Source organism: Hyphomonas johnsonii MHS-2 (assembly GCF_000685275.1).
GTDB classification, from domain to species: domain Bacteria; phylum Pseudomonadota; class Alphaproteobacteria; order Caulobacterales; family Hyphomonadaceae; genus Hyphomonas; species Hyphomonas johnsonii.
Genome location: NZ_ARYK01000002.1, coordinates 22,528 through 38,522 on the forward strand (window position 1 = coordinate 22,528; position 15,995 = coordinate 38,522).

12 protein-coding genes are annotated in these 15,995 nt (G+C 58.9%); 5 read left to right on the forward strand and 7 right to left on the reverse strand.

Annotation, left to right across the window (positions count from 1 at the left end; genetic code table 11):
- Window positions 1–145: 145 nt before the first annotated feature.
- Window positions 146–1,540, reverse strand: coding sequence for a spinster family MFS transporter (locus tag HJO_RS05115; protein WP_156945424.1), 1,395 nt, complete (start codon window positions 1,538–1,540; stop codon window positions 146–148).
- A gap of 222 nt (window positions 1,541–1,762) precedes the next feature.
- Between HJO_RS05115 and HJO_RS05120 the strand changes: the two genes are divergently transcribed.
- The 5 genes from HJO_RS05120 (at window position 1,763) to HJO_RS05140 (ending at window position 10,207) form a co-directional block, all read left to right on the forward strand.
- Window positions 1,763–2,680, forward strand: coding sequence for an NAD-dependent epimerase/dehydratase family protein (locus tag HJO_RS05120; RefSeq protein WP_035614673.1), 918 nt, complete (start codon window positions 1,763–1,765; stop codon window positions 2,678–2,680).
- Between the two features lie 228 nt (window positions 2,681–2,908).
- Window positions 2,909–4,402 carry an aldehyde dehydrogenase family protein gene (locus HJO_RS05125; RefSeq protein WP_035614674.1) on the forward strand — a complete coding sequence of 498 codons (1,494 nt, stop codon included), beginning with the start codon at window positions 2,909–2,911 and terminating at the stop codon, window positions 4,400–4,402.
- Between the two features lie 60 nt (window positions 4,403–4,462).
- Window positions 4,463–5,995 carry an AMP-binding protein gene (locus HJO_RS05130; protein ID WP_051618268.1) on the forward strand — a complete coding sequence of 511 codons (1,533 nt, stop codon included), beginning with the start codon at window positions 4,463–4,465 and terminating at the stop codon, window positions 5,993–5,995.
- 326 nt (window positions 5,996–6,321) lie between these two features.
- Entirely contained in the window at window positions 6,322–8,718 is a 2,397-nt protein-coding gene (locus tag HJO_RS05135; RefSeq protein ID WP_162173775.1) for a TonB-dependent receptor, read from the forward strand.
- A 178-nt stretch (window positions 8,719–8,896) separates the two neighbouring features.
- Window positions 8,897–10,207, forward strand: a complete 1,311-nt coding sequence (locus HJO_RS05140) for an acyl-CoA dehydrogenase family protein (protein WP_422120069.1) — start codon at window positions 8,897–8,899, stop codon at window positions 10,205–10,207.
- Between the two features lie 23 nt (window positions 10,208–10,230).
- Here HJO_RS05140 and HJO_RS05145 read toward each other — a convergent pair whose 3' ends face one another.
- From HJO_RS05145 to HJO_RS05170, 6 genes are all read right to left on the reverse strand, one after another.
- Window positions 10,231–11,451: an MFS transporter gene (locus HJO_RS05145; RefSeq protein WP_051618270.1), complete on the reverse strand. Its 1,221-nt coding sequence runs from the start codon at window positions 11,449–11,451 to the stop codon at window positions 10,231–10,233.
- The gene (locus tag HJO_RS05150; RefSeq protein WP_084141548.1) at window positions 11,448–13,100 is read right to left on the reverse strand and encodes a class I adenylate-forming enzyme family protein; all 1,653 of its coding nucleotides are present in this window, start codon (window positions 13,098–13,100) and stop codon (window positions 11,448–11,450) included. The genes HJO_RS05145 and HJO_RS05150 overlap by 4 nt, the downstream gene beginning before the upstream one ends.
- 87 nt (window positions 13,101–13,187) lie before the next feature.
- Window positions 13,188–13,730 carry a hypothetical protein gene (locus tag HJO_RS05155; protein WP_338390241.1) on the reverse strand — a complete coding sequence of 181 codons (543 nt, stop codon included), beginning with the start codon at window positions 13,728–13,730 and terminating at the stop codon, window positions 13,188–13,190.
- A 250-nt stretch (window positions 13,731–13,980) separates the two neighbouring features.
- On the reverse strand, window positions 13,981–14,313 hold the full coding sequence (locus HJO_RS05160; protein WP_162173776.1) for an SDR family oxidoreductase: 333 nt from the start codon (window positions 14,311–14,313) through the stop codon (window positions 13,981–13,983).
- Window positions 14,314–14,332: 19 nt separating this feature from the next.
- Window positions 14,333–15,190, reverse strand: a complete 858-nt coding sequence (locus HJO_RS05165) for an SDR family oxidoreductase (RefSeq protein ID WP_035614683.1) — start codon at window positions 15,188–15,190, stop codon at window positions 14,333–14,335.
- A 1-nt stretch (window position 15,191) separates the two neighbouring features.
- A complete protein-coding gene (locus HJO_RS05170; RefSeq protein ID WP_156945425.1) occupies window positions 15,192–15,989 on the reverse strand; it encodes an enoyl-CoA hydratase/isomerase family protein in 798 nt (265 codons plus the stop codon).
- Between the last annotated feature and the right edge of the window lie 6 nt (window positions 15,990–15,995).

A 15,995-nucleotide genomic window follows, 5' to 3' on the forward strand; every position in this document is an offset into this window, starting at 1 on the left:
GGGCTACATGGTGGACCGAGCGGCCGACGCCTTCCGGCGGCAAGCCTCCGCATTAGAGAGCATTGGCACCCCCCGCCCTGAAATGCTGATCTTGCACCTCCCTGCGTCAGAGAGACATAAATGCACTGCGAGCTTCGGTGCGCAGTCAGCGATTGCTCGGCTCATTTCCGCTCGGAATGAGGCCCTCGACATCAGGAACATCGCCGGGCTCATTCTCCGCTTTCAGGTACCGGCAAGCCAGGAAGAGAAACAAGGCTGCCACAACGTTGATAGACGCGCCAATCGTCATGGCAACGCCAAGCGACCCCGCCACATCGCTCATCAGACCAATCGCGGCCGGCCCGACGCCCACACCGACAAGATTGGCGAGCATCCAGTATGTACTGCTGACCGTGCCGTGCATGCTTGTGGGCGAGGATGCGAGGACCACAGCGGTTACCTGACCAGCCCAGCCCCCCAGGATGACGCTGAGCAGGATGACAAAGCCGATCGCTGCTGGCTGTCCGGGCACCGATGCAAGAAGCCAGCACACCGGCAGGGACAAACATAATAGGAGAGCGGGAAAACGGTAGGTTCGAGAGATTTTGTCGCGCGCCAACGCAGGTGTCGCAAACCCAGCGACCAGAGAGCCGACTGTGTTGCCACCAATGGTTGCCAAAGCCATGACGATCCCGGTCTCGCCAAGGCTGAACTCGCGCACCCGGATCAGGAACGGGCCCATCCACGTAATAAGAGACGCGTGCGCAAGAGACGCGCAAGTTCCGGCAATCACAGTGAACAGCAGCGCCCTGTTCCGCGACATCTCACGGACAACCGCGCCGAACGATGGTTTCGTAGCGCCGACATTTGCAGCCGCGCGCCGTGTCGGCTCCTTGATCGTCGTCAAGACCAGCACGCCGAAAACGAAGCCGGGAATCCCGGCGATGAGAAAGACAGCGCGCCAGCCATAATACTGCGCAACAAAGCCGCCGACCAGAAAAATGAGCCCGGTTCCCAGGCCCATGGCCAGGTAGAAGATCCCCATGGCCGTGGGCAGTTCCTTGCGCTCGAAAAGGTCTCCGATAATCGAAACACTCGCTGGTGGACCGCCCGCTTCGGCTGCACCAACGCCAATGCGCATCAGTAAAAGCGATACGAATCCGGTCGACAGCGCTCCCAATGCGGTCAGACCACTCCACACCGTCACCACAACCGCGATCAGCCGCACACGGTTGGTGCGATCAGTGAGCCACCCCATTGGCAGCGCGACCAGAGCAAGCGCGCCCGAATGCGCCAGTCCCGACAGCAAACCGAGCGCAGAATCCGAAAGACCGAACTCCTGCTTTATGGGCTCGATCAGGACAGAAATTACCGCCCGGTCAATGTAATGGGTCGTAAAGATCGCAGTCAGGACGAATAGGACATACCAACGATAGGGACCTTGTCTGGTCTGCATTTCGTTCGCCCTTTCGCAAACCCGCGGTACGGAGATCCGATTGTTGGAGACCGGGGGAGCGTTGCTCGCGACCGGACGCCAATCACGAAGCAATTGGTTGGTCACCCTAGGACGTGCGCCTGACAGTCGGCTAATGTGGATCAGAAACAATCGATGGACATCATGGCATTAACGCCAAGCCCGATCGAAGCTTAAAGTCCTAGTGCCGGACAATGAGGCTGGACCGCAGCGCCCAATCGCGTTTCCCGGTAAATCCCTCGCCGAGGGCTCGTTACGACTAGTCAGTTCTCACCGGAGGACTGACGCAAGGAGGGTCCGGAACCACACATGCTCACAGGCAAGAAGATCGTTATTACCGGCGTGACCGGGAAGGCCGTCGAACCGATCGCGCGCGCATTGGCTAGCGACAATGAGGTGTACGGCGTCGCGCGCTTCGCCGACCGCCGCGACCGCGACCGGATCTCGGCGGCCGGTATCACCTCCTGCGCGGCCGATTTCGAAACAGGTGACTTCTCAAACGTTCCCAAGGATCCCGATTTCATCCTTCACTTCGCCTGGATGCGAGCCGGCCTTGATGAGCTCGACAAGGCGATCGCGGTCAATGTCGTCGGGGCGGGCCTGCTTCTGCAACATTGCGCCAGTGCCAAAGCCGCTCTGATTGCGTCCTCCATGGGCATATATTCCGCGCACGATGACCCTCACCACAGGTTCAAGGAAAGCGATGCAGTGGGCCGGGCCAGTTCAGCCTATGCTGCGACTAGCCCGGTGACCAAGCTTGGCCTCGAAGCCGTCTCCCGATTTTGCGCGCGCGCCTTCAATTTGCCAGTTACAATAGCAAGGCTGAACACGGTTCTGGGTCCGGTTACCGCCTATCACGGTCATTTGTGCCGAAACGTCATGAACGGCGTAGAAACCGTCTTGCCGGGCAATCCGAACCTTCACTCACCTATCCACACAGACGACATGATCGCGCAAATCGAACCGCTTCTCGAAGCCGCCACCATTCCCGCATTGACCGTAAACTGGTGCGGAGATGATACCGTTTCGTCGCAGGATTCGCTGGATCAGATCGGAGTGGCATATGGTCGACCGGCCCGCTACCGGTCAGAAACCAAAGACGGAGTGCCACAGGGCAATGCTGCAGATTCGGCGCTTCGGCGCAGCATAACAGGCCCTTGCAAAACGTCATTCGCTGAAGGATTCGCCACTTTGATCGACGAGATCGGCAGCAGCGAAAGACCATAACCAACCCAGATAAAGGCGACGTCCAGAACCGAAACCATCGCAATTTCGAGACCATGCGCATCGCTTTTCAGCCACAATAAAAATGGCATGAATGCCGGGGTTTCAACGGGCCTGAACTACGGCCAAGTATACGTGGACAACTTGCTTTTTCCGTCGCTTCCGGATTGTCGGTCCGGGCAAGCGCAACTCACCCGCCGCAGCAACAAGACGTAAACCTGTGAGGACACCATGCAACAGATCCTAAGCCCCTCGCCCATCTCCGAAAAAGCAGCGAGCTTTTTGAAGCGGACGCAGCCCTTGCTGATTGATGGAGAATGGACACTCGGCAGCGGGTCTAAAACCCTGGCCGTCTTCGATCCTGCATCGGGCAAGCAGGTCGCCGAGAGCGCAGACGCCTCAGCCGACGATGTGAACAAAGCCGTGGCCGCCGCGCGCCGCACATTTGACACCCGCGTCTGGTTGGACATCGACCCGACAGACCGCGCAAAGATTCTCTGGAAAATTGCCGATATAATCGACAGCCGTGCCGCCGACATCATCGAAATAGAAGTTCTGAACCAAGGCATGCCCGTCTATGTCGCTCAATGGACGCTTGGCATGTCAGCGAATGTGTTCCGCTATTACGCGGGGTGGGCCTCCAAGATTCAGGGCATCACCACCAATCTTGATACGCCGACCCGAAATTTCCACGCCTACACCATCCGCGAACCGATGGGCGTCGCCGCCTTGATCGTTCCGTGGAATGGACCGTTCTACTTTGCCTGCGCTAAACTTGCCGTGGCCCTCGCCGCGGGCTGCAGCTGCGTGTTGAAGCCCTCAGAAGAGACACCTTTGACTGCCGTGATGCTGGGCGAAATTTTGATCGAGGCCGGCGTGCCCGCTGGCGTTGTCAATATCGTACAGGGCTTGGGAGACGTCGCAGGCGAAACGCTCGTCGACCATCCTGATGTCGACAAGATCGGCTTCACAGGATCGACCGCTGTCGGCAAGAAGATTGTCCGCTCGTCGGCCGAGACGCTGAAGCATCTCACGCTCGAACTTGGCGGGAAATCACCGGTTATTATCTTTGATGATGCAAATATCGAAAACGCGCTCGCCGGTGCGGCACAAGGCGTCTTTCAGGGCTCAGGACAAATGTGCGTGGCTGGCTCGCGCGTGTACGCTCACCGCAAGGTCTACGATGAAGTCGTCGAGGGATTGAGCGAGCATGCCCGGAGCCTGAAACTTGGCAGCGGCTTCGACCCATCCGTCCATCTCGGCCCTCTAGTGTCGGCCAAGCAGCTGAAACACGTATCCAACCTGCTCGAGAGCGCAGAGCCCCAGGGCGCCGAAATCGTAACCGGTGGCAAGCGATGGGGAGATGAGGGTTTCTTCGTCCAGCCCACCGTGCTCGCCAACGCACCCGCGACGTCGCGGGTCATGCGGGAAGAAATTTTCGGACCGGTTGTGGCGGTGACGCCCTTCGATGACATCGACGAAGTGACGAGCTGGGCCAATGACACCCATTATGGCCTGGCCGCAGCGATCTGGACGCAGAACGTTACCACCGCGCACACCATGGCACGCCAGATGAGGGCGGGTCAGATCTGGTTGAATTGCCAACTTGCCTCGGACCTTTCAATCCCCTCAGGCGGTTTCAAACAATCAGGTCTCGGCAAGGAGCACGGACTTGAAGGTCTCGATGCGTACCTGCAAACGAAATCGGTCTTCCTGAAGCTCTGACCTTCTGGTCCATCGGGAGGCACCTCCACCTAGTTCGACACATCGTCAGGGTATTTGCCAATGACCGCCGCAACACAATCAGGAGAAGCTACCACAATCCCGCGTGGGCTGGGGTGGATACTGAGCTATCGTGCCGAGCTCGATCCCGATCGGCCCTGCTACACGATTGGCGACACGACGCTGACGCGGCGCGCGCTTGAATCGCAGGCCAACCGCATGGCCAGGGCGCTGATGGTCCGGGGTGTGAAGAAGAATGACCTCGTTGCGATCTGTTTACCCAACAGCGCGGCACATCACGTCTTCGCCTTTGCCATCTGGAAAATCGGCGCCACGCCAATGCCGCTCTCTCCAAGATTGCCCGACAATGAATTGCGGGAAATCCTCAAGCTTGCCGCTCCCGTTCTCCTGATTGGCGGCGATCGCGGCGTCCTGGCCGGACTGGCCGTGCTGCCCGGAGACTTCATTCCCGACCCGGCGCTGTCTGACGCCTCCCTGCCCGAAGCGATCGCCTCAAGCGTCAAGGCGATCACGAGCGGAGGCAGCACCGGTCGCCCGAAGATCATCGTTGATGGCAGACCGTCCACACAGCTGCCGGACGAACCCAGCCCGTTCCTCCAAATCAGGCTCAATGACGTCATGCTGCATCCCGCGCCGCCCTATCACAGCGCCGGATTCATGCAGATGAACTGGGGAGTTTGCTGGGGTGCACACGTCATCTGTATGGAGAAATTTGAAGCCGAAGACTGGTTGCAGCTAGTCGAAAAACACAAGGTTCGCTGGGCATATTTGGTGCCCACCATGATGAGCCGGATCTGGAACCTGCCCGACAGTATTCGAAGCCGGTACGATATCTCGTCACTTGAAGTCGTGATCCATATGGCATCGCCATGCCCGGACTGGCTGAAGGCGTCGTGGATCAACTGGCTCGGGCCAGAGAAGATATTCGAGGTCTACTCCGGATCCGAAGGTATCGTCGCAACGCTGATTACCGGCACGGAGTGGCTCGACCATCGCGGCTCGGTCGGAAAACCCGCCCAGGACGTCCGCATCGTCAATGAAGATCAGGCGGTCCTGCCTCAGGGCGAAATCGGCGAGGTTTACTTCCGGATGCCCGCAGGCAGGGCCGCATCCTATCGCTATATCGGCGCTATGGCGCGAAAAATCGATGATTGGGAAACCCTCGGCGACATGGGATATCTCGACGAGGATGGATATCTCTACATCGCCGACCGTCGCACGGACATGATTGTCAGTGGAGGGGTCAATATCTACCCGGCTGAGATTGAAGCTGCGCTGGAATCCCATCCAGCGGTTCTGTCCAGCGCAGTCGTCGGACTTCCGCATGCTGATTTTGGCCGCGTACCACACGCCATCATCGAGTTAGTGCCCGGCGCAGAAAAGCCGTCGTCGCACGAAATTGAAACTCATTTGACAGCGCGCCTAGTGCGATACAAACTGCCGTATACGTTTGAATTCAGCGCCGCTCCGCTGAAGGATCCTTCGGGCAAGATGAGGCGAAGTGCCTTACGCGAAAACTGCGAGACACGCCTTATTCAGGGCCAACAGTTTCAGACCTGCCGGGCACCTCGATAACTATCCTTCGTCCAGGGTTTTTCAAGCTGCACGAGACGCAGAACGCTCGCGTGAACATGCTCACCAGTTGAGCCCTCCCTGCAGCAACCCTTCAGTGATGACCGGCCCATTTTGCTTCGAACCCAAGCACATCTGAGCCGTCGCCCTGCAGACTGAGCGCCGGACGTCGCTTTCCTGCCAAAATGCCGTTTCGAACCAGATAAACCGCATAAATGCTAAGGCCTTTGCGCCTTCCTAAGCAACAGCATTCCGTCCAAGTTGACGGTGCGGTGACCTCAAGCCCAATGACTGGAAAACAGCTCAGGGAGAGGCCCCCAATAGGAGGAATGGGTCAAATGAGAACTATTTTATTCGGATGTGTATCGGTCAGTGCGCTTGCTTTCTCAAGCTTGAGCGCACCCGCTTTTGCTCAGGACTCTGATGTCGACACGGTCCCGCCACAACAAACCGAAGATGGGACGCGGTCCTTGAACACTGTCTTGGTGACGGCCCGACGCCGCGAAGAGTCAGCGCAGAATGTGCCGATCTCAATAACGGTCTTATCGGAAGATGATCTTCTCGAACAATCCGTCTTCAACGTTAAGGACCTGCAGAGCACCGCGCCCAATGTGTACATCGGGCAAGGTGGGGCTTCACCAGGCGCCCTTGCATTCGGCATTCGTGGACAGTTCCAGAACGACGTTCTGACAACGCTCGACCCTTCGGTCGGTGTGTACGTCGACGGAATTTACTGGGCTCGATCGCATGGCCTGAACGCCAACCTGCTCGATATTTCCCGTATTGAAGTCCTGAAGGGACCGCAGGGGACCCTGTTCGGACGCAATACGACCGGCGGCGCCATCAGCATCTCGACGGGCGATCCGAACTATGATGGGATCAGCGGTCATGCTCAGGCCCGGCTCGGCAACTACAATGAGCGCGATGTAGAGTTCGTCGGCAATTTCCCGCTCGTCAACGACACCGTCGCGCTCAGACTGGCCGGGGCCTTCGCCAAACATGACGGCTATTTCGACAACACCAATTTCAATACCGAACTCGGCGAAGAGAACACGTCCAGCTTCCGAGCGAAACTGCGAGTCGACCCGACGGACAAGCTGTCAGTTCTCCTGTCGTACGAGTACTTCGATCTGGATCAGGCGGGCGCGCTGTCCAATCTCGAATTCGCGCTGCCGTTTCCCGCTGCCCCGGAGATCATCGCGGCATTGTCGACGGGCGGTTGCCTGCAGGGCTTCGATCCGACATGTCCCGCACCCTTCGTTCCGGGTTCGCAGACATTCGGTCAGTATGCCAATGATGGCCTGTATAACTCCGCGCTCAATGTCGATGACAATCAGACCGTCAATACGGAGACAATTTCTGCGACAGTGACCTATGATCTCGGCTTCGCGGACCTGAAATATATCGGCGCTTACCGCTCGATGGAGTCCGACACCGGCCGCTTTGACTATGACGGCACACCGTTCACCATTCTTCACCCACAACAATTTGCGGCCACAGATCAACGAACGCACGAGCTTCAGTTGAATGGGCAGTTGTCCGATGGGCGGGTCGACTACACGCTCGGGGCCTTCTACTTCGAGGAGGAAGGTGTGGACGGCAACGACACGATCGCGCTCCCAATGCTCAATCCCAACAATCCGACGCAGACGCTCGGCGACCTTGAGGGCGAGAGCTGGGCGGTATTTGCTCAAAGCTCGGTGGAACTGACCGAAGCGCTGTCAGCAACCGTCGGCATCCGGTATTCTGAAGACACAAAATCCCTCGACCTCAAGAGCCGGTCGGCAGGTGTTTGTTCGCTGAGTGTCGGCGAACCTCCCGTCCGGTTGTCTCCGACAGATGATTGCGTTGTCTCGCAGTCGAGAACCGACGATGCGGTCAATTATCTGCTCAGCCTGGAATACGACTGGACCTCCGACTTCATGACTTACGTCAAGACGTCGAAAGGATACCGAGCGGGCGGGTTCAACCTTCGTGGAACGACCCCCTTCACCTATGGCGGTTTCGCGCCGGAGGAGGTTATCGACTACGAATTGGGTCTGAAGTCGCAGATGTTCAACAACCGGTTCCGGCTCAACGCCGCGGCCTTCTATTCAGACTACACCGATATCCAGCGCAGCGTCCTCGTTCCGAACGGCGTCGGGGGTGTGGCCACAACCACTATCAACGCAGCCGCCGCCGAAATTTATGGCATGGAAATCGAGGCCACGGCCCTTCTCACGGACGAGCTTGAAATCAATGCATCGGTCGGTATCACCGAGGCGGAATACACCGAGTTCACGTCGCAATGTCCAACGCCTTATCCGACCACAGCGGTCGTTCCCTGCGTCAACGGGACCTTCGACCGTTCGGCCGAGAAGTTCGAGAGAACGCCGCCCTTCACTGCCGGCGTCGGCATCACGTACTCGAAACAGTTCTCGAGCGGACTCCTGACGCTCCATAGCGACTACTACTACCAGGATGATATCTACGATGTCGGTGTCACGCAGACCCTCACGCCGGACTATGTCCAGTACATTAGCCAGAAAGGGTATGGCCTTCTGAACGCTCGGGTTCAGTACAAGTTCGGCGACAGCGGCTTCTCGATTGCCGCATACGGCAAGAATCTCACCGACGAGGAATACACAGTATTCCAGCTTGATCTCGCAAGCGCAGGGCTCGGCTATTTCATGAACAATCCAGGCGCTCCGAAGACCTATGGCGTCGAAGGACGCTGGGAATTCTGAAGTCCCGCGACCGCAGCCGGTTGAGCGTAACCGGCTGCACCCTCCTCCGGCAGTGGTCTGGCAAGACCACGCTTACCTTCGGCGGCCTCGTGCCGCCGACTTTTTAGGCGGTCGCAATACTCTGATCGCGCAGCTGCGTTCGCAGGCCTGACCAGCAAAGGGAACTTGAATCTTGAATATCGACAACGGCACCAGAGACACCGTTCAGCTTTCAGAGCGGATTTCTGCATTCATGGCGCAGCATATCTACCCCAATGAGCGTCGGTACTATCTGGAGGCTGAGCGCCTTGGCCCCTGGAAAGAGTATCCGGTCGTCGAAGAGCTGAAGGCGGTAGCCCGTGCAGAAGGATTGTGGAATCTTTTTCTACCCGCATCTGAATCAGAAAGTGGCCTCACCAATGCACAGTACGCCCCTCTCTGTGAAATCATGGGAAGAAGCCTGTTTGCGCCTGAAGTCTTCAACTGTTCAGCGCCCGATACCGGCAATATGGAGACAATCCTACGGTATGGAACTGACGCGCAAAAACAGACCTGGTTAAAGCCTCTACTCGCAGGCGAAATCCGCTCGTCCTTCGCAATGACCGAGCCCGAAGTGGCCTCCTCAGATGCGACCAACATCGCCAGCTCGATCGTTCGCGACGGCGACAGCTATGTTATCAATGGCCGGAAGTGGTATACGACCGGCGCCACCGACCCGCGCTGCAAGATCATCATTTTTATGGGCAAGAGTGCGCCCGAGGATGAAAATCCCTATACGCGGCAGTCGATGATTCTCGTTCCGCGCGATCACCCGGGCGTTCGGGTCGTTCGTGCCATTCCGGTGTTGGGGTTTTACGGCGTTCCCGACCGCGCCGCCGAAGTCGTATTCGAGAATGTCCGCGTGCCTGTAGAGAACATGTTACTGGGAGAAGGCCGCGGCTTTGAAATTGCCCAGGGGCGTTTGGGCCCCGGGAGAATCCATCACTGCATGCGGCTTATCGGTCTGTCAGAACGCGTGCTGGAGCGTATGTGCAGGCGCGCCGCCGAACGCCGTCCATTTGGCCGAACACTGGCAGAGCAGACCGTCACGCTCGAACGTATTGCTGAATCGCGCATCCTGATTGATCAGGCCCGCTTGCTGACCCTCAATGCGGCTCAGAAGATGGACAGCGTCGGCAACAAGGCCGCCAGGCAGGAGATCGCGATGATCAAGGTCGCGGGCCCCAACATGGCGCAGCAAGTCGTCGACTGGGCCATTCAGCTCTTCGGCGGCGGTGGCACGAATAACGATCACCTTCTCTCTGCAGCCCTTGCAACTGCCCGGCTGCTCCGGCTGGCTGATGGGCCTGACGAGGTCCACCGAAACCAGATTGCGAAACTTGAACTGCGCCGCCACGAAAAGACTGACCCCGCCTTCACAGGGGGAGACGCGAGCGTACTGTCGCTCAAAGAGGTGATACGCAATGACCGCGAAGGCCTGTGGCCAAGTCCCTATGAACGGGCCGATTGAAGCGCCGCCCCCGCTGTCTCGCGTCAGTCGCTGACAGCAGGATCCTCTGATGGGTTCGGGACCGGGAATTTCAGTCCCAGCACCGTCACCACGACCAGCATCATCGCCGAGATATATACGCTTGTCGTTAGCCCCGACATGTCTGCGACAAGACCCCAGATATAGCTGCCGAGCGACACTCCGCCGAATGCAAACATGTAGTAGGTCGCAATGCACCGTCCCACGAGCCGCTGAGGCACATAACTCTGGATCGCGATGTTGATCGTCGACAATGAGCCAACCCAGCACGCGCCGGCTAGCACGGCGAAGGGCAAGGCCAGCCACAAGACGTTGGACGATATAATCCCGGCCATTCCGATGGCGAAACCGAAACTGCCAATCGTGAAGACCTTCTGCATACTCATTCGCCTGCGTGCCTGGTCCGCGATGATCGCGCCGGCAATCGACCCGACACCGAGGGCCCCAAGCAACAAGCCGAATGTAAGCTGTCCGCCGTGCAGGACGTCTTTAGCCACCAGTGGCGCCAGCGCCCAGATCGATGACGACATCAGGCCAAAAAGACTTGAACGGATCAATGTCCGGCGGATCGCCGGCTCGCGCCACGCATAGTCAACGCCGAGCGCGATCGAATGTCGGATGCCCCGCACTGTTTCGTCGCGTTTGAAAACGGGTCGCCAGTTGAGCAACACGAAGATGAGCGCGGTGTAGGACACGGTGTTCAGGAAGAAATTTCCGGTAGGCCCAATGGCTGCCATGACCAATCCGCCTATGGCGGGCCCGAGGCTGCGCGCGAGGTTGAATCCGATCGAATTCAGCGCAATCGCCGAGGACAACAGGGCGACCGGAACCTGGTCCCGCAGAGAGGCCTGCCAGGTCGGCGAATTGACGGCCGTGCCTGCCCCGATCAGGAAGGTAAGGCCTAACAGGGAAAACGGCGTGATGTGGCCAAACGCCGAGAGCACGGTCAGGATCGCGCTGACCACAAGCATCAGGCACTGGGCTGACAGCATCACCAGACGCCTGTCAAATGTGTCAGCCGCCGCGCCCGCAAATAAGGCCAGCAGCATGATCGGAATGGTCGTCGACGATTGCACGAGCGCGACCATCTGCGCCGAATCCGTGAGCAATGTCATCAGCCAGGCTGCCCCGACAGCCTGGATCATGGTGCCAAAGTGCGCGGCAAGATTGGCAAACCACATATTGCGGAAGACCGGATATTGCAGCGGCTTCAGGGTCGATATCATCCGGCGGACTTGATCGGGTGGTCGTCGTCAAACAGAGCGCGCATCCCGGGCTTGTCGAATTTCATCGACGGCGTCCGCGGGAGTGTCGCAACGATCTTGATCGCTATGGGCACCTGATACGCGACGAGCTTGTTGCGAAGATGGGCAAGCAGAATCTCTGCAGTCGCCTCAGCGCCACTGTGCAACTGGACAATTGCAACAGGCACCTGGCCAAGCCGCGCATCTGCCAGCCCAAGGGCAAAGGCCTCATCCACGGCGTCATGTTGCTTGAGAGCGTCGGTAATAATCGTCGGCACGATCTTGAACCCACCTCTGTTGATAGCATCATCGGCTCGGCCGTGAATGAACAGGCAATCATCGTCATCAATCGAGGCAAGATCTGAGGTGCGGATCCACTCCGGACCAACCCGGTGAACACGGACTTCAAGAACGCCTTCCCCCGCTTTTTCGCTTCCTGTATCCGGATCGACAATGCGGAAGTCGGCGACGTGGCGGCGCACGCGCCCTACGGCCCCGTTTTTTGCCCGGCCATACTCGATCCTGTCAACAAGTCGCTCATTGGCAATCGCGCCGCAATATTCGGTCGCGCCGTAATTGCCCAGAACGTGGACGCTATAGCGCTTCTCGAACTCCAGAACGACAGCCGGGTCAGGTGGCGCTGAACCCGTCCAGACGGCCCGCAAACTCTGGAGCTCGTCTGCACCCGGCGCTTCATCGAGCACCATCTTCATCATCGCGGGCGGCAAGCCGGCGATTTGGTGCTTGTAGGTACTGATAGCCTGAATCCACTTTTTGGGATCAAACTTCTTCAGCAGGATCAGCCGCCGTCCGGTGATACCGACGCGCGCGATCGTCAGCGCGCCCGTGATATGCGCGAGCGGAGAATACTGGATCAGAGGTGACGGTTTCAGGCCGGGCCTACGTTCTTCACCGAACTCCCGATTGATCGTGTCTGTCTCGACGACTGAGGCGAACAGCGTGTCATATCGGATCGGGATACGTTTTGGCTTGCCACTGGTCCCGCTCGTGCCGATCAGCAGCGCACAATCTTCCGATTCAGGTTTCGCCTGCGCGGTGCAGTGCTGCACCAGATGCGGCGCGCGCCCTTCCAGGGCGCCAAGATTGATTAGTGGAAAATTGTTTTCCTTGGCCGAACGGGCCAAGCCGAGACCATCGAAGTCCTCCGGCTCAGCCATCATCAGGCTCAGGCCGAGCTGCGCCACGTCTTCCGCGATGGCTTGTTCCGTCTGGAACGGATTGATCAGCACCACACAATAACCACCTTTTAGGAGGCCGAGAAAGGCTGCGACAGATTCCGGATGATTGCGCGCGACAAGTCCGATCCTGGCTTGGGCCGGTGCGCCCGTCTCCTCGATCAAGAGGTCGAGACGCGAAGCCAGCGCGGCCAGCGCGCTCCATTTCAGCCAGCATCCATCAACTTCGACCCCGTCCAGATCCGACAGGTTCTCAAATGTCTCGGCGATGCTTTCTGAAACTCGGTTGGACATGGGGCTACCTCCGGACGCGCCTGAAAGGCTGACGGCTTCTGCCGCCAAATTCAGGAATTTCTGCTGCGAGGTTAAACGCGCTTTGCGCTCTTGGTAAGGGACAGGAGGCTGGTGTTTCGATGCGATATTCTCCGCTGTCATGCATCGGAATCACACCAATCAAAGCTTGAATGGTCGCAGGCGTATTTAAGTTCAGTCCGCTCCGTGGCGCAGGGCGCCGAGCCCGGCTCACTCCGTCTGCTCAAATGCCAACCAGGCTTGATCCTGCCCAAGCAACGCATCTGGACACTCTGTGAAGTCTTGAGTGGATCCAACGTTTCTCAGCGCCTTGTCAGCCCGCTCAGGCTGCCAGGCCCAGCACCCGCCGAACGGTCCGGTTCGCCGGCCAAGCGCGTCGAGATCCACTGTGCGTCCGTTTGAGATAAAGATCGCACGGCGTAGAACCAGCGCGGCTTCAGCTTCATCCTTCGGCAGTGTGTCCTGCGTCCAACCGGTGAAGCCGGCGCCGAGGGATAGTCCGGAATATGGCGGCGGTCCCTTCACGGCGTAGCCGTCCAGCTCCCATTCAAGCACCAGGACACCATCGCGCCTCAGCCTTGCGCGGCGGGTCTTGTCCGGTGTCTTGTCATCAACTTCTGCGTCGTACTGGCGGAACGGCGTGCCTTGCGACAAGGCGGCGACCGCCAAGCCCGCGAGATCGATCATGTGTGTGCATTGGAGGCGCGCGTCCGTATGCTTCAACACGCTGGCAGAAGCAGGATCGAGCGCCATTCCCTCAAGCTCCGTCAGCCTTTGACTGGCCTGCCCGCAAATCATTGTGGGCGTTCGAAGGGACTGGGTCGTCGTCCGCTCCACATGGCCATCGCGCGACAGGACGGTAACGCGGAAATGGTGGAAGTCGTCCTCGACAACAGCCCGGGCTTCGGATGCCCCCGCAGCGATCTTCCGTATCGCTACTGCAGTTCGTCTACGCAAAACGCCCATTACTGGTCATGACCTGTTTCTGTGAGAGCGCCCCGCCTCAAGCGCCGCACGTGATTGGAATGAGCGCGCCATTGATACGGTGCGCCGAGTCTGAAAGCAGGAAACCGACAAGGTGTGCGATATCACCGGGAGGTATCCAGTCTAAGGTGTCCGAGCCGGGCATACCATCGTGATTGGCTGGCGTGTTGATAATACTTGGCAGAATGGCATTGGCCCAGCCTCCGGATGGCCTGATCTCCTTCGACAGCGTCTCGGTCAGTTTCTTCACCGCAGGCTTGCTGGCCGCATAAGGCCTCATGCCTAGATCGGCCTTCGCTGCGCCCGCTGCGCCAGTGACAATCGTCAAACCCTGTTTCGTGTGATCGGCCATCATCGCCCCCTTCCAGAGACTACTTCTTTTGACGGGCCCACTCGCGCACCGGAATAAAATCGGGCGCGGCTGATGCCCGGTGGCGCAGCCAGTTGGCGCCATCGACGACGAGCGTGTGGCCCGTGATGTAGGACGCAAAGGGCGAACAGAGGAAACATGCCGCCCATGCCAGCTCCTGAAGCCGTCCAACCCGGCCCGCAGGGATTTGACGACCACGGTCAGTCGACCAGCTTCCCTTCATGTGGGCGACCGTGTCCTCGTGAGGAAACACGCCAGGTGCGATCGTGTTGATGCGAATCTGGTCCACAGCCCATTCAACAGCGAGCGTCTGGGTGAGGCTGTTTACAGCGGCCTTGGCGGCGGCGGAATGCGCTGAGCCCGGCCCGCCGGTCCAAGCGAATGTCGCGCCGATATTGAGAATGGCGCCTTGGCCATCTGCGGCCAGCCGACGTTTGTGAAACTCCTGCGCGCAGAAGAATGTGCCATCCATGACAATCTGCGTCACAGCGCGCCAACCATTCGGCGTTATGTCTTCGGCTGGCGCCATGAACCGGCCAGCGGCATTGTTCACCAGCACCGTAACCGGGCCAAGCTTGCTCTCGATCTCGTCGAACGCAGCGGCGACATTCTCTGGATCGCGAATGTCGAGCGCAACGCCGATCGCCTGCCCGCCCAACGCCTCGATCGCAGCGACGCCGGCATCGCGGTGTTCGGTACTCCGGCTCGCGATCGCAATCCGGCCACCAAGGCGGGCGAACCCTTTTGCCATGGCCTTGCCCAGCCCTGTCCCGCCACCGGTGACCAGGATAACGTCATCCTTGAACGTGTCAGGCGGCAGGAAGGCATGGTTTTCGGGAAACGGCTCCGGGAGAGACATGTCAGCTTCCTTTGAATTCTGGTTTGCGTTTTTCAGCCCGTGCGGCCTTCGCCTCCTGGCGATCGTCCGTCTTGTAGAGCGCCGTGATGGCGATGAGCTCTTCCCGAATCCCTCTCCGAATGGACTCGCCCTGCAGCCCGTCGATGAGCATCTTGGCCATCGCAACATGGATCGGTGGTCGCGCGGCAACCTTCGTCGCAAGGTCGAGTGCAAATGCGTCAAGCTCCTCATCGGGCACGACGAAGTCGACGAGGCCCCATTGCAGGGCTTGTTGCGCGCCGACGGCTTCGCAAGTCATCAGCATGTATTTCGCTCTCGATGCGCCTGCGAGCGCTGCCGTGATGACCGACCCGCCGCCATCGGTGATGATGCCGTGATCGATTTCAGGCAGCGACATCCGAGCGGTTTCCGACGCGACCCGCATGTCGCAATGCAACGCGATCTCGAACCCGCCGCCAACCGCATGACCGCGCAACGCCGCGATCACGGGCTTCTGGCTGTCGATGAGGTTGAATTTCCGGCTCTGGCTTTTGCTAACATGTTCAAAGTCGCTCACGCCCGCAGGGCGGACCCCCAGCGCTGCCGTATCCCGGCCGCTGCAGAAGGACTTGCCTTCGCCGCGCAGAAGGATGGACCGGATTCTACGATCGTCCTGAGCTCTGACAATGGCATTGGCAAACGCGGCACTCATTTCTGAATCCATCGCATTGTGCTTTTCAGGCCGGTTCAGGCTGATAACCGCGACCCAGCCCTTCGTTTCGTAACGGATGCCGTCCATACTCTCTGATATACCTTTCACTTCGTG

What these genes read in the sequence shown, in the direction of transcription:
- HJO_RS05130 (WP_051618268.1), top strand. Translation starts at nt 4,463, where the DNA reads ATGACCGCCGCAACACAATCAGGAGAAGCTACCACAATCCCGCGTGGG.
- HJO_RS05125 (WP_035614674.1), top strand. Translation starts at nt 2,909, where the DNA reads ATGCAACAGATCCTAAGCCCCTCGCCCATCTCCGAAAAAGCAGCGAGC.
- HJO_RS05135 (WP_162173775.1), top strand. Translation starts at nt 6,322, where the DNA reads ATGGGTCAAATGAGAACTATTTTATTCGGATGTGTATCGGTCAGTGCG.
- HJO_RS05155 (WP_338390241.1), bottom strand. Translation starts at nt 13,730, where the DNA reads ATGGCGCTCGATCCTGCTTCTGCCAGCGTGTTGAAGCATACGGACGCG.
- HJO_RS05145 (WP_051618270.1), bottom strand. Translation starts at nt 11,451, where the DNA reads ATGATATCGACCCTGAAGCCGCTGCAATATCCGGTCTTCCGCAATATG.
- HJO_RS05150 (WP_084141548.1), bottom strand. Translation starts at nt 13,100, where the DNA reads ATGACAGCGGAGAATATCGCATCGAAACACCAGCCTCCTGTCCCTTAC.
- HJO_RS05160 (WP_162173776.1), bottom strand. Translation starts at nt 14,313, where the DNA reads ATGGCCGATCACACGAAACAGGGTTTGACGATTGTCACTGGCGCAGCG.
- HJO_RS05120 (WP_035614673.1), top strand. Translation starts at nt 1,763, where the DNA reads ATGCTCACAGGCAAGAAGATCGTTATTACCGGCGTGACCGGGAAGGCC.
- HJO_RS05165 (WP_035614683.1), bottom strand. Translation starts at nt 15,190, where the DNA reads ATGTCTCTCCCGGAGCCGTTTCCCGAAAACCATGCCTTCCTGCCGCCT.